Here is a 14,133-nt window from a genome sequence, read left to right as displayed (position 1 = left end):
ATTGATCACTTGTAGGCACTGCATTGCTCCAGAAAATTGACGTGGTACTCGAAAAAAGAATCAGCCGGGCAGCGTCAGCGGGCGCTGCCCCGTGCTGTGGAGCGGGCTCAGTACTCCACGGGGTACAGCTCCGGTTCCGAGTCGGACGGAGCCACATGCCGGGTGGTCAGGACCTGCTGCATGACCTTCTTGAAAGTCTTGCCCGGATCCAGAACCTGCAGTGATCCCTCGGGCCGCTGCAGTGTCACGACCACCACGTACTGCGGATCGTCCATTGGTGCAATACCAGCATAGGAGAGTGTGTAGCCGTCGTAGCCACCATGGGAGGGCGCCTCGGCCGTTCCGGTCTTGGAACCCACCCGGTACTGCTCAAGTTTGCCGCCCTTGCCGGATCCTTCAGCGGTGACCGTCTCCAGCATGTGTTGGACTTCACGGGCAGTTTCCTCCGAAACCACGCGGGTGGACTCGCCCTTTTCCGCGGGCGTTTCAGTGCCGTCCGCTGAAATGTAGCTGTCAATAAGGCTCGGAGCCAGCCGCACTCCCTCATTGCCGATGGTCTGGTAAACCATGGCGGTGTGAAGAGCCGTTTGGGCCAGGCCCTGGCCAAAGAGCACCGTGTACTGCTGGCGGGTGTCCCAGTCATCCGGCTGGGCCAGAATACCAACCGTTTCACCGTTAAGGCCCACGTTCAACGGCTGTCCGAAGCCGAACTTGCGCAGCCAGTCATAACGCTCCTGCCGTGAGAGCTGCTGGCCGATCATGACGGTGCCGGTGTTCATTGATTTGGTCAGAATGCCGGCGGCCGTCATGTGTACTGTGCCGTGGTCAAAGGCGTCCTTGAACGTTTGTCCGTCAACCGTGTAGGTGGGCGGAATCTCGAACTGGGACAGCGGGTTGATGATTCCCTCTTCCAAGGCGCCCGCCATCGTAATGACCTTGGTGGTGGAGCCCGGCTCAAACGGAACCGTCACGGACAGCGGCTGCCGGAATTCAGGGGGTGTTTCCCCGGGGTTGTTGGGGTCAACGGTGGTGGACTCCGCCATCGTGATGATGCGCCCTGTCTTGACTTCGACCACCACCACGTTGCCCCACTCGGCGTTGTAATCCTCCACCTGGCTGGCAATGGTCTGCTGGGCAAACCACTGCAGGTCCTGGTCGATGCTGAGCTTCACCGAGTCTCCGTCACGCACCGGGACATCCTCATTGGTGGCGTAGGGAATGCGGATGCCGTCGCCGCCGATTTCGTAGGTCTTGCTGCCGGCTTCCCCCGCCAGGACGTCATCCTGAGTCAGCTCGAGGCCTTCCTGGGGACCGTCGGTCCCCAGGAAGCCGACGATGGAGCCCGCTACTGCACCGGACGGATAGGTGCGCAGAGTGGTCCGGTCCGCGTAAATGCCGGGGAATTTCACTGCCAGGACCTTGTCCTTGGTTTCCGGGGTGACCGTCTTTGCCACGAAATTGAAGGAGTTGTCCCCCAGTACGGCTTCCCGCAGGGTTTCCGCGTCCTGGCCGAGGATTTCGGACAGCTCATCAAAGGCCTGGTCGAAGGAGACGGTTTCCTTGCCATCAGCAGTGCGCCGTTCGTACGCCTGCTCTTCGACGTAGTCGTGGGAGAGCGTCTGGTCCACAACAATGTCGAAGCGCTCCACGCTGCGTGCGAGGTAGTTGCCGTTGGAGTCAAGAATGCTGCCGCGCAGGGGCGGCACCGTGGTGCTCCTGATCCGTTCGCTGACCGCTGTTTCGGCCATTCCCTGGGGATCAAGTGCCTGCACCTGAAAAAGGCGCACTCCCAAACCCGTCAGCAGGATCAGTGCCAGGATGAGTCCTGTCCTGAGCCTGCCGGTAACGACGGCTACCCTGTGGTTTTCCCTGCCCTGCGCTTTTGCCACAACGTATCCTCGTTAGTGCTTCGTGTTACTGCCTGGTAAAACTACTGCTCGTCGATCTGTGCGGGTGCGGGAATGGTGCCGCCGTTCAGGTCAGCTTCCGGGGCGGCCGGAGCCGTCCAGCCGTCAGCAGGGCTGGCCGGTACCGGACCGGTTTCCGCTGCTTCCTCTTCCCGCGCTTCCGCTGCACGGGCCGACGCCCCTGTTTCTTCCGCTTCTGTGCCGGCCGCCTGGGGGGCAACCGGCTGCGTCAGCACCTCGGGGGCAGGAATCAACACCGCAGGTCCTTCGCTTTCTTCGGCCGGGACGGGGTTGCCTGTTACTTCCAGCGTCTGCAGGTCAATGCTGCCGAACGATGAAGAGGTCACCATTCCCAGCTCCGCAGCCTGAGCCGCCAGCATCTGGGGAGCCTGATGGTTTTCCAGCTGCTGGGTCAGCGCCTCGTTGCGCTGCATCAGCTCGGTGCGCTCATTTTGCAGCTCCACCAGCTGGTACTGACCGCTGGAAACTGAAATGTTCAGCAGGAGTACTGCTCCCAATCCAAGGATCAGGGCAACAAAGCAGAAAACCACCACAGGAGCGCGGCGCCGGCTCCGTGCTGCGGGCACCACTGACAACGGTGTGCGGCGGCGCGGTGTGGGCGCGGCGGGAGCAGGAGCATGTCCGGGGCCGCCCGGTGCCGGCGCCCAGTTCAGGGCCCGGGCGTTGTTGCCGTGAGTGACCCGGCGGACAGCACCCGCCGATGCGTGCGGCCGCGTCTGTACCTGTGTCATGATTCTGCCCCGTCGGTGGAAATGCGGATTCGTTCCACGGCCCGCAGCTTTGCAGAGGCAGCACGTGGGTTTTCGGTGATTTCTTCATCCGTGGGAACTTCCGTTCCCTTGGTGAGGCGCTGAAGCTGAGCCTTGTGCTGTTCCAGTTCCACGGGGAAACCCTTGGGAGCGGAGGATCGTGAACCTGCGGCGAAGACGCCCTTGACAATCTTGTCTTCCAGCGAGTGGTAGGACATCACCACCACACGGCCGCCAAGATTGAGGACGGAGAGAGCGGCCGGGATGGCCCGCTCCAGGACATCCAGTTCTTCATTGACCTCAATCCGCAGCGCCTGGAACGTGCGCTTGGCGGGGTGTCCGCCTGTGCGCGCCGCTCCGGCAGGAACTACGCCCCGGATGGCGTCAACAAGTTCGCCGGTGGTGGTGAACGGCTTCGCTGCCCGGGTGGAGACTATGGTGCTGGCAATGCGGCCGGCAAACTTTTCCTCGCCCCATTTGCGGATGATGGAGACCAGATCGGCTTCGCTGTACGTGTTGACAATGTCCGCCGCGGTGCGTCCACGGCTGGTGTCCATCCGCATATCCAGCGGAGCGTCATAGGAGTAGGCGAATCCGCGGTCCCGCTCGTCGAGCTGCAGGGAGGACACTCCCAGGTCGAAGAGCGCGCCGTCGATGCCGGCAAAACCCAGGTCCCGGACGACGTCGGCAATCTCGTCGTAGACCGCATGCACCAGGTCAATGCGGTCCTCGAAGGGAGCCAGGCGCTCCCCGGCCAGGGCCAGTGCCTGCCGGTCCCGGTCAATTCCAATGACATGCAGCTGGGGAAACCGGGAAAGCATGGCCTCGGTGTGTCCGCCCATGCCCAGCGTGGCGTCAACCACCACGGCGCTGCCGTGATCCGCCACTGCTTTTTCGATGGCGGGTGCCAGCAAATTGATACAGCGGTCACGCAGCACCGGAACGTGCCGTTCTTCGGTTGGGCGATCTTCGCTCATCTGCTGTCCTTCCGCGTCCGGGGACGGCGGCGTAGTTCTTGAATCAGACCCCCATCCGCGCCTCACGCTGTGACGCCTGGCTCCGGGGAAGTGAGTCAGGTGCCGGCCCTGCGGGGCGGCTGGAGATCTCATGCAAGAAACCGCTGCTGTCCGGTCTCTGCGTGGTGGTGGGTCTGGGTGGTGGTACTGCTGGGGTTTGGAATTGGTGTTGTGTGCAGTGAGTGGACTAGAAGATGCCGGGAATGGTGTCCTCATCCGTTTCCGAGAACGCCGTTTCCTGCGCTTCGAGGTAGGTCTGCCATGCAGCGGCGTCCCAAATCTCAGCCCTGGTCCCCGCTCCGATCACGGCCAGTTCACGGCCGAGTCCGGCATAGGCCCGCAGCGCCGGCGGAATGGTGATCCGACCCTGCTTGTCCGGGACTTCATCTGATGCTCCTGACAGAAAAACCCGAATGTAGTCACGCGCCTGACGCGAAGAAAGCGGAGCTTCCCGCATCTGTTCGTGGACCCGTTCAAATTCCTTCTGGCTAAAGACGTAGATGCAGCGTTCCTGGCCCCTTGTCAGGACCAGGCCCTCGGCCAGCTCCTCGCGGAACTTGGCCGGCAGGATGAGCCGCCCCTTCTCATCCAAGCGCGGTGAATGTGTTCCGAGGAACATCGGTCACCACCCGTCTGATGAGGAGAATTTCCTCCTGCGCTGCCTCTGCACTCTTATGGCCTCCACTTTACTCCACTTCCCTCCACAGTCAACGACGCGGCGCACCGATATACGGCGCGCCGCGCCTTTTATTCCGCATATTTGCGCGGTGTGAGGCCAGTGGAGGGAATCCGGAGCAAACCCAGAGTCTGCCACCCTCTTCTTTGCTCCCTTTGGCCACAAAAAAGACCCGCCGGAGCGGGTCTTTTTCTCTTACGGGCTGACCGTGGAGGGAAGTGGAGCCTGTCCCCGTTTACGGACGGCTCCGGCTACTGGTCGCGCTTGCGCTCATCCCACTTGTTTTCCAGATTGCTCATGAAGTTCTTCGGGGAACTTGCTTCGCGTTCCTTACGGCGTGCCGGCGAAACCGACTTTGAACCACGCTTGCCACGCGTCGTTGCGTAGTAGACGCCGGCCCCCATCACCAGGAAGCCCAATATTCCCAGGATCAAGCTAAACGGGGAATCGGAGGCGACACCACCGAGCAGCAGCCCGATGCCGGCAACGGCTACGAGTGCTCCGAGCACTATGCGCCGGGTTGAAATGCCCGTTGCCGCCGGGGTAGCCATTGAATTGGCAAATTTGGGGTCCTCGGCGTGTAATTGCTGCTCCAACTGGTCCAGCAAGCGCTGCTCGTGTTCCGAGAGTGCCATTACTGCCTCCTTGCGGTCCGAAATTCCCATGTAAACCAACCAACGATCCCGGTACCGGAGCGGTTCCCGCCTCCGGTGGCCCGGAAGACTGCGGAGGAGCCCCGGGAACCCGGAGCCACCACCTGGACCGATGACCCGGACAGAACGCAAGTTGTGCTTACGTCTAAGGATAGGTGGCAATTTAGCCCGGGGAAAGCGGTGGGGATGCCGCGGGGAACCATTCCGCCTAGGGCTTAGTCCTGCGCCGGCGGCGGAGCGGAACCCTGCCCCGGATTGCGGCCCGGGCGGCCCCGCCCGGAGGGTCCCAGGAGCCGGGCCGGCACCACGCCGAGCTCGCCGAAGCGGGCATTGATCTTATCCAGCGCGTCTTCTGCCGACCGCCAGTTGTCATCCCGTCCGTCCAGCGTCAGCTGCACCGCCGCATTGCCTGCCGGTTCGAGCCGTTCGGTCCGCAGGCCAATCAGGCGCACGCTCATCCGCCGCGGGCCGAGAGCCGTAAGCAGGCCGCGCACTTCCTCGTAGATCAGTTGGGCGCTGTCCACCGGCTCCCGCAGGGTCCGGGTCCGGGTAATCGTGGAAAAGTCCGCAAAGCGCAGCTTCAGGGAGACCGCCCGGCACTGCATGCCCGCCGCTCTCAGCCGGACGGCCGTCCGATGCGCCAGCCGCAGCAGTTCCGTGTGCAGGATTTCATCTTCGGAGACATCCTGCGCAAAGGTCTCCTCCGCACCAATGCTCTTCTCCGTCCGTACCGGAGTAACGCTTCGGGGATCCCGCCCCCACGCCAGTTCGTACACATGCTCCCCGGTTGACCCCAGCAGGCGCTTGAGGACGCTCACCGGGGTGCGGGCGACATCCTCGACAGTGGAAATGCCCACCCGTCCCAGGGTTTCCCGTGTTTTGGCGCCAACGCCCCAGAGAGCCGAAACATCCAGGGTGTGCAGGAAGGAAACTGTCTCGCTGCGCGGAATGAGCAGCAGCCCGTCCGGCTTGGACCGGGTGGAGGCAATCTTCGCCACAAACTTGGTAGCGGCGATGCCCACGCTGGCAGTGATCCCCAGCTCCGCGGCCACCCGCCGCCGGATCAGCTCGCCAATGGCGCGGGGCGGCCCGAGCAGCCGCATGGCGCCGCCAATATCAAGGAAAGCCTCGTCCACACTGAGGGGCTCAACCAGCGGGGTAATGGACTCAAAGATCCCCATCAGCCGCCCGGAGACCTCGCGGTAATCTTCCTGGTGCGGTTCCAGGATGACGGCCTGCGGGCACTGCCGGTAGGCCACGGACATGGGCATGGCGGAATGGACTCCGTAGCGCCTGGCTTCATAGGAGGCGGACAGCACCACCGATCTGCCGCCCAGGCCGCCCACAATGATGGGCCGGCCCGCCAGTTCCGGCCGCTTGAGCAATTCCACGGAGACGTAAAACGCATCCATATCCACGTGCATGATGGTGCAGTCGCGGTTTTCGCTGGGGCCGTTGCTCACTCCTTCATGGTAGACAACGGCACTGACATTCGGGCTTCCCCTAGACTGGGGACCAGATCCTGACTCCCACACGAAGCGGATACCCATGAATAAGCCCCTGATCGCCCTTGCCTCCGCCGCCCTGCTCGTGGTCGCCGCCGGATGCTCTCCGGACTCGGATTCCGCCGGCGCCGCCCCTGCGTCCGCATCCACGTCGTCGTCACCGTCTTCAGCGTCGCCGTCTTCAGCCTCACCCTCACCCAGCGGCTCGGCCTCCTCCTCCGCTTCAGCCTCCTCCGGCAGCCCGTCGTCGCCCGGCAGCAGCGCTTCCCCCTCTGCCTCGTCCGCCGCCATTGCCGAGGGTTTTCCCGCCGACCTCATTCCGGTGATGCCGGGGTCAACCCCGCTGACCACGAGTTTCGAGGAAACCCCCGCACTGTTCACCGCTTCCCTGAGCGCGACGACGGCCGCCTCCGCGCAGGAGATCCTGGCCTACTACGCCAAGACGTTCACTGCCCAGGGGTTCACAGCGGGCGAGCCTGAGGTCCAGAAGACCGCCACCGTGCAGCAGTTCCTGCGCTCGGGTGCCGATGACACCGCAAACGTGACAGTTGTCCCCCGCGAGGGCGGCAACACGTACACGGCCAGCATCAACACCCTGCCCGAGTCAGCCAAGTAGGCCCGCCGTGGAAAACACCCTCCCGGCTGCCGAGGCGACTGCCGCCCGGGAACAGTCCGCCTACCGCGAGCACCTCAGCGCGGAACTCGAAGCCTTCCTGGGCGAGCAGCAAGCCGTTCTCCAGGATGTATCGGTGGAATCGCTTCCGCTCCTGGACGCCGTATCATCCCTTGCCCGCGGCGGAAAGCGTCTGCGCGCCCTGTTGAGCTACTGGGGCTGGCGGGGTGCCGGCGGGGCCGAGCTGGGCACCGCAGCAGTGCGGGCGGGCACGGCACTGGAACTGTTCCAGAGCGCTGCCCTGATCCACGATGACATCATTGACCGCTCGGATACCCGCCGGGGCGGACCCAGCGTCCACCGGCGGTTCAGCACAGCCCACAGCGAGGCCGCCTGGCACCTGGACGGAACCCATTTCGGTTCGTCCGCAGCCATCCTTGCCGGCGATTTGTGCTTGTCGCTGAGCGAGGAGATGTTCGCTGCGGTGGGCGCCCAAGCGGCTCACGGTACTCCTGCGCGGCGGATCTTCAACCGCATGCGCACCGAGGTAATGGCCGGCCAGTACCTCGACATCCTCGAGGAAGTGGTGGGCCCAACCCACGAACCCGAGCGCGCCGTCGTCCGCGCCCGGAACATCCTGCGTTACAAATCCGCCAAATACACCACGGAGCATCCCCTGACCCTGGGCGGCGCCCTCTCCGGTGCATCGGATGAGCTCATGGACTGGTACTCCCGCTTCGCACTTCCGCTGGGGGAAGCATTCCAGCTGCGCGATGATGTCCTGGGCGTCTTCGGCGATCCGGTCCAGACCGGAAAACCCGCCGGCGACGATTTGCGGGAAGGAAAGCGCACCGTTTTGGTCGCTTATGCGCTGGCCCTGGGCGGATCCACCGCCCAAAAGGTCATTGCGGACGGCCTGGGCCGTGAAGACCTCGACGACGACGGTGTTGCCGCGCTGCGCACCCTGATCGAAGACTCTGGCGCCCTGGCTGCCACCGAAACCCTCATCGAGGGCCATACGCGGGCAGCCTTTGATGCACTGGAGCAAATGCCGGTAAACGCCGTCACCCGTGCGGCACTGCACTCGCTCGCCCTCGCGGCAGTTAACCGCAAAGCCTGATCAGGGCGGGCAGGACCCGCTGCCTGCGAAAGTTGCGAGCAAACCCAGCACGGCGGAATAACAAAGCAGCGGCTCCCTTAATAAGGGAGCCGCTGCATTATGCCTTTTCATGCACTTTTATGCTTTTACATACTTTTGGGTGTTCCGGATTACCAGCCCAACGCCTGGGCCCGCCGGCGGATTTCCGTCTTGCGGCCTTCACGGAGCGCGTCAACAGGACGTCCGGGCAGTGAATCGTCAGCCGTAAAGAGCCAGCGAACCATTTCGACGTCGTTGTAGCCGGCGTCAATCAGCACGGAGATGGTCCCCTTAAGGCTGTCCAGGACAGCGCCGTCGTCAATAAACGCGGCGGGGATGCTGCGGATTTTCCGGTCTCCAAGCCGTACGGCCACCAGCGCACGCTCTTCGAGCATGCTGTGCACCTTGGTAATGGATACGTTCAGTTTTTCAGCCACATCGGGCAGGGTCAGCCAGTCGGAAACTAGTTCCTCAAGTTCAGTCACTCCCCTAGGTTCCCATGAGAACCCTCTCCCGGGCCAGTTTCGGGTTCATTAGAGCGCTGAAACCGTAATTGTCATCTACTCAGGTACTGATACGCGCCTACGTAGTGTAAATTCGCTTACGTCACAGAAGTCACTTCTGTCACACTCGCACCACCACTAAACAAATGTTCCGGAGTTGCGGTTAAATCCGCGCCGTCCACAGATGAGGAAATAGCCCTTTATGACTGCACAGGCGATTCAGGGAACCACTTCCCAGCGTTTTATCTCGCGGGGAATGCCCCGGAAGCTGAGTGTTGCCGTGACCGCGGCTGCCATTCCTGCTTTCCTGCTGTCGGCATTGGCGCTTGCCGACCCGGCCCATGCAGCTCCCGCGGGCAACGGCACAGCCGTTTTTACGCAAATGCCGGTACAGGCTCCCCAGAAGGCTGCCGCCGTTGTGGTCCCGTCGCGTGTGGCCGCTCAGATTCCCGTCACCGTTGCCGCCGAAGCCGGAGTGCCCGCAACGCACCGGATCGAGGCCGGAGACACCGTCAGCTCCATTGCCGCCCGCTACGGACTGTCCCAGGATGAAGTCCTGAGCGCAAATAACCTTCAGCCCACCTCGCTGATCTTCGCCGGTGAAGAACTGCGCCTGACCGGTTCCGCTTCCGCCGCGCCCGCGGCCCCCGCTGCATCCTCAGCCTCCGGCTACACAGTGGTGGCCGGCGATACGCTGGGCGGCATCGCCGCAGCTCAGGGCGTCAGCCTGGACAGCGTCCTGGCCGCCAACGGCCTGACGATGACCTCCGTCATCCACCCCGGCCAGCAGATTTCGTTTTCCGGCGGATCCGCTCCTTCAGCCGCACCCGCGTCCGCCGCACCCGCAGCAAGCCACACGGTTGAGCCCGGCGACACCCTGACGGGAATCGCAGCCAGCCACAACATTGGCCTCGCCGAGCTCATGTCCGCCAACGGCATGAACGGCAGTACCGTCCTGCACCCGGGCGATGTCGTTGTTCTTTCCGGAGGCGCGTCAGTCACGACGCTCGCCTACGCACCCGCGGAAGCAGCCCAGGCAGATCTGGTCCCCAACACGTTCCTGCACTACACCTACCCGGACGCGGTGGTTGCCGACGCCAACGTCAACAAGCAGTCATTGAACAACTCTGACGTTCCGGACCGTGCACAAATGCAGCAGATCGTCGCGCAGACAGCGGCGGAAATGGGCGTTGATCCTGCCCTGGCCCTGGCGTTCTCCTACCAGGAATCCGGATTTGATCAGCGTGCGGTATCCCCCGCCAACGCCATCGGAGCCATGCAGGTCATCCCCAGCTCCGGCGACTGGGCTTCAGACCTCGTTGGCCGCGACCTGAACCTGCTGGATCCGTATGACAACGCCACCGCGGGCGTTGCCATCATCAGCTCGCTGATGAGGACCACCGGCAGCCTGGAAGATGCAGTGGCTTCCTACTACCAGGGCCAGTACTCGGTGGACACGCAGGGCATGTTCCCTGACACCCGCAACTACGTCGCCTCGGTTCTGGCACACCGCCAGTCCTTCTCCTAACCGCAGCAGCCGCGAGCAGGGCAGGGTCCGGATCGGGTGTCGATCCGGACCCTGCCCTTTTGCACACGTAGGATCGTAGAGTGCATGAACCCGTGAATGACCCCCTAGTTGGCACCGTAGTGGATGAGCGCTACCAGGTGCTTTCCCGTATTGCCCGCGGCGGAATGTCAACGGTCTATCTGGCCACCGACCTGCGGCTGGACCGCAATGTTGCGCTGAAGGTGCTGTATCCGCATCTGGCCGCCGACCCGGGTTTCCTGGACCGCTTTGAGCGGGAGGCAAAGTCGGCCGCCCGCCTTTCGCACCCGCACGTCGTCGGCGTCCTGGACCAGGGGTTCGAGGAAAACCTGGCCTATCTGGTGATGGAATACGTGCCCGGCAAGACCCTGCGTGAGCTGCTGGAAACACGGACCAGATTGTCCCCGCGGCTCGCCCTGGCCCTGCTCGACGCCGTTGTGGACGGCTTGGCAGCAGCCCACGACGCCGGCCTCGTCCACCGTGACGTCAAACCCGAAAACGTTCTGCTCGCGGACAACGGCAGCATCAAAATCGCTGACTTTGGCCTGGCCCGCGCTGTCTCCACGAGCACCAACACCGGCACGCTGGTGGGAACCGTTGCTTATCTCGCCCCCGAACTGGTGACCGGCAGCGGAGGAGACAAGCGCAGCGACGTGTATTCGGCCGGGATCATGCTGTACGAGATGCTGACCGGCAGGCAGCCCTTCACGGGCACGGCTCCCATCCAGATTGCTTTCCAGCACGTCCACTCCACAGTTCCCGCGCCTTCCCAGGCCTGCCCGGGGCTGGCTGCCGATCTGGACGAACTGGTTCAGTGGTGCACAGCTCCGGATCCTGATAACCGCCCCGTGGACGGCAGGGCCCTGCTGGGCGAACTCCGCCACATCCGCACGTCCCTCAGTGACGAGGAACTGGACTACCATTTTTCCGCCCCCGTTGGGCAGCCTCGCCCGCCGGAGCGCCGTCCGTCCGTTTCCGTTGCGGAGGCCGCAGGAACGCACGAGGCGGAGACCGTCGCCCTTCCGAGGCCTCCGGCCGGCTCCACCGAGGTCATCGCGCCGTCAGACCCAGCACCCGGTGCCGGTTACCCCACCGAGGTTATCCGCCGCACTGATAACGCCACTTCAGTGTTTCCCGCCGGCGGGGCAGGATCGGATACCCGGCGGCTTGCCGAAGCGGGGCAGGAGAACGACTACGACTCTGCTGATCACGCCGAGGATGCTTTAACCGGATCCCCGGCCGGAACCATTGCACAGCGACGGCAGGACCGCAGGGATGCCAAGGCATTCCAGCGGCAAAGCAGCAGGGAGGCGCACCGCCCCGAAGTCTCACTGCGCCCCGGACGGCCCCGCAGGCGCGGTGCGCTCCTGGTGGTGCTGGCAGTCCTGCTCATTGCCGCCGCAGTGTTCACCGGGTGGTTCTTTGGCCGGGGCCCCGGCGCCGTGGTTTCCGTTCCGGACGTCGCCAATGTTTCCCAGGAGGCAGCCGGTGCACTGCTCAGCGGGGAAGGGCTGCAGTACTCCACAAGCGAAGTGCACGATGAGATTGTTGCTGCCGGCCTCGCCGTGGGAACGGATCCCGATGCACCGGCTGAAATCCGGCGCTACAAGCCGGTGACCCTGCTCATCAGCAAAGGACCCGAACTCTTCGAGGTTCCCAACGTCGTCTCCCGCACGGCGGAGGCTGCCCGGGAGAACATTACGGATGCCGGCCTTGCCGTAGGGGCGGTTACCGAGGAATACAGCGAGACCGTTGACGCAGGGAAAATCATCAGCCAGTTTCCGGCAGCGGACACCCAGCTGCGGCGCGACACATCTGTGAATCTGGTCCTCAGCCTCGGCCCGGCTCCGGTCCAGGTTCCTTCCGTCGTCGGCAAGAGCAAGGACGAGGCAGAGCGGCTCATCAAAGAGGCCGGGCTGACGGCAAAGGTACTACCGGAGCGAATCAACAGCGCCGACGTCCCGGACGGGTCCGTTGCTGTCCAGGCTCCCGGTTCGCAACTGGTGGACCGCGGCTCCACAGTGACACTGACCCTGTCCAAGGGCCCGGTGATGGTGGCCGTCCCCAACGTGGTGCGCCAGTCCCCCGAAGATGCACAGGCGCAGCTGGAACGTCTTGGTTTCCGGGTCCAGATCAATGAACTGCTGGGCGGCCTGCTGGGCATCGTCCAGTCACAGGATCCCAGCGGCGGGTCCATGGCACCGGAGGGATCCCTAATCACGCTGCGCGTGGTTTAACTGACGCGCACGGCGGTTTGCAGACTCGCTCCGGAAAACATTGTCTGCGCAAAAACACTGAAGGTGCACGCCCGGCGGGCGTGCACCTTCATTGCTTGGCGGGTTGTATCTGCCGGTATCTTTCAGGATGCCGGTCCCGGGACTGGCTTTACTCCCCCTGGCGGGACAGCGCGCCGGCCACCAGGAAGGCCATCTCCAGGGACTGCATGTGGTTCAGGCGCGGATCGCAGACCGATTCGTACCCTTCCAGGAATGCTTCCTGGTCAATCGGATCGGCTCCGCCCAGGCACTCGGCGACGTCGTCTCCGGTCATTTCCACGTGCAGCCCGCCCGGGAAGGTGCCCAGCGAGTCATGGACCTCAAAGAAGCCGCGAACCTCATCCATGACGTCGTCGAAGTTGCGGGTCTTGTAGCCGTTGGGCGAGGTGACGGTGTTGCCGTGCATCGGGTCCGTCACCCACAGAACCTGGGCGCCGGAAGCGGTGACCCGCTCCACCAGCGGCGGCAGCTTCTCGCGAATATTCTGCGCGCCCATCCGGGTGATGAAAGTCAGGCGTCCCGGCTCGCGGTTGGGATCCAGCTTGTCGATCAGGGCCAGGGCGTCTTCCGGCTTGGTGGTGGGGCCCAGCTTCACGCCGATGGGGTTGCGGACCTTGGAGAGAAATTCCACGTGTGCGGAATCCAGGTCGCGGGTCCGCTCCCCGATCCAGAGGAAGTGTGCCGACGTGTCATACGGAAGCCCGGTGCGGGAGTCGATCCGGGTCAGGGCCCGCTCGTAGTCCAGCAGCAGTGCCTCATGGCTGGCGAAGAACTCCACCCGCTTCAGCGCCTCAAAATCGGTTCCGCAGGCATCCATGAAACGGACGGCGCGGTCGATCTCCCGGGCCAGTGATTCATAACGGGAGTGGGCCGGGTTGGACGTGAATCCCTTGTTCCAGTGATGCACGAGCCGAAGGTCCGCAAAGCCTCCCTGTGTGAAGGCGCGGATCAGATTCAGGGTGGAAGCGGACGTGTGGTAGGCGCGGACCATCCGGGCCGGATTGTGCTCCCGTGACTCGGGGGTGAAGTCATAGCCGTTCACCATGTCGCCGCGGTAGGCCGGGAGGGTCTGTCCTCCCCGGGTCTCGTCATTGGAGGAGCGCGGCTTGGCAAACTGTCCCGCCATGCGGCCCATCTTGATGACGGGCAGCGATGCGCCGTAGGTGAGGACAACCGCCATCTGAAGGATGGTCTTTACCCGCGAGCTGATCTTGTCCGCCGTGGCGTCCTCAAAGGTTTCCGCGCAGTCTCCGCCCTGCAGCAGGAAGGCTTTTCCCTGGGCAGCCGCAGCCAGCCGGTTGCGCAGGATATCCACCTCACCGGCAAAAACCAGCGGAGGTACAGCGGACAGCTCGGCTACAGCGGCCTGATAACCCGGGTGCTCCCGCCACGTGGGCTGCTGCGCGATCGGCAGCGCCCGCCAGTCATCGAGGCCGGGATAATCCGCCGCGCCTTTCCGTGCAGCGGAAGATGAATCTAGTGCGATATCAACTGGAGTGTATGTCACGCCTTTAAGGGTACTGTCTGGAG

At 63.7% G+C, this 14,133-nt stretch carries 12 protein-coding genes; 4 read left to right on the top strand and 8 right to left on the bottom strand.

The features are described from left to right. Positions 1 to 107 precede the first annotated feature (107 nt). The 6 genes from AC4D2W_RS00325 to dinB form a co-directional block, all read right to left on the bottom strand. A complete protein-coding gene (locus AC4D2W_RS00325) occupies positions 108 to 1,889 on the bottom strand; it encodes a peptidoglycan D,D-transpeptidase FtsI family protein (RefSeq protein ID WP_490924942.1) in 1,782 nt (593 codons plus the stop codon). 41 nt (positions 1,890 to 1,930) lie between these two features. Next, the gene (ftsL, locus tag AC4D2W_RS00320) at positions 1,931 to 2,659 is read right to left on the bottom strand and encodes a cell division protein FtsL (RefSeq protein ID WP_490924941.1); all 729 of its coding nucleotides are present in this window, start codon (positions 2,657 to 2,659) and stop codon (positions 1,931 to 1,933) included. Next, a complete protein-coding gene (gene rsmH, locus AC4D2W_RS00315; RefSeq protein WP_490924940.1) occupies positions 2,656 to 3,654 on the bottom strand; it encodes a 16S rRNA (cytosine(1402)-N(4))-methyltransferase RsmH in 999 nt (332 codons plus the stop codon). The genes ftsL and rsmH overlap by 4 nt, the downstream gene beginning before the upstream one ends. A 226-nt stretch (positions 3,655 to 3,880) precedes the next feature. Next, positions 3,881 to 4,312, bottom strand: coding sequence for a division/cell wall cluster transcriptional repressor MraZ (mraZ, locus tag AC4D2W_RS00310; protein ID WP_400932888.1), 432 nt, complete (start codon positions 4,310 to 4,312; stop codon positions 3,881 to 3,883). Positions 4,313 to 4,620: 308 nt separating this feature from the next. Continuing rightward, positions 4,621 to 5,004, bottom strand: coding sequence for an SCO2097 family morphological protein (locus AC4D2W_RS00305; RefSeq protein ID WP_490924939.1), 384 nt, complete (start codon positions 5,002 to 5,004; stop codon positions 4,621 to 4,623). Positions 5,005 to 5,237: 233 nt separating this feature from the next. Continuing rightward, positions 5,238 to 6,485, bottom strand: a complete 1,248-nt coding sequence (gene dinB, locus AC4D2W_RS00300) for a DNA polymerase IV (protein ID WP_490924938.1) — start codon at positions 6,483 to 6,485, stop codon at positions 5,238 to 5,240. An 85-nt stretch (positions 6,486 to 6,570) separates the two neighbouring features. Between dinB and AC4D2W_RS00295 the strand changes: the two genes are divergently transcribed. Continuing rightward, a complete protein-coding gene (locus AC4D2W_RS00295; RefSeq protein ID WP_490924937.1) occupies positions 6,571 to 7,143 on the top strand; it encodes a hypothetical protein in 573 nt (190 codons plus the stop codon). Positions 7,144 to 7,150: 7 nt separating this feature from the next. Further along, complete coding sequence (locus tag AC4D2W_RS00290; protein ID WP_490924936.1) at positions 7,151 to 8,260, top strand: polyprenyl synthetase family protein; 1,110 nt, start codon at positions 7,151 to 7,153, stop codon at positions 8,258 to 8,260. A 149-nt stretch (positions 8,261 to 8,409) separates the two neighbouring features. On the opposite strand, the gene AC4D2W_RS00285 is transcribed toward AC4D2W_RS00290, so the two are convergent. Then, positions 8,410 to 8,763 carry an Rv2175c family DNA-binding protein gene (locus AC4D2W_RS00285; protein WP_104054705.1) on the bottom strand — a complete coding sequence of 118 codons (354 nt, stop codon included), beginning with the start codon at positions 8,761 to 8,763 and terminating at the stop codon, positions 8,410 to 8,412. 220 nt (positions 8,764 to 8,983) lie between these two features. Here AC4D2W_RS00285 and AC4D2W_RS00280 point away from each other — a divergent pair, with 220 nt between their 5' ends. Together AC4D2W_RS00280 and AC4D2W_RS00275 are read left to right on the top strand one after the other, a co-directional pair. Beyond that, positions 8,984 to 10,309 (top strand): lytic transglycosylase, encoded by a 1,326-nt coding sequence (locus AC4D2W_RS00280; protein ID WP_490924935.1) that lies wholly within the window; start codon positions 8,984 to 8,986, stop codon positions 10,307 to 10,309. Between the two features lie 80 nt (positions 10,310 to 10,389). After that, on the top strand, positions 10,390 to 12,564 hold the full coding sequence (locus AC4D2W_RS00275; protein ID WP_490924934.1) for a Stk1 family PASTA domain-containing Ser/Thr kinase: 2,175 nt from the start codon (positions 10,390 to 10,392) through the stop codon (positions 12,562 to 12,564). 148 nt (positions 12,565 to 12,712) lie between these two features. On the opposite strand, the gene AC4D2W_RS00270 is transcribed toward AC4D2W_RS00275, so the two are convergent. Next, positions 12,713 to 14,110 carry a class II 3-deoxy-7-phosphoheptulonate synthase gene (locus tag AC4D2W_RS00270; protein WP_490924933.1) on the bottom strand — a complete coding sequence of 466 codons (1,398 nt, stop codon included), beginning with the start codon at positions 14,108 to 14,110 and terminating at the stop codon, positions 12,713 to 12,715. Positions 14,111 to 14,133: the final 23 nt, after the last annotated feature.

The organism is Arthrobacter sp. TJ-58 (genome assembly GCF_058269295.1).
This window is presented reverse-complemented; position numbering and strand designations above follow the sequence as displayed.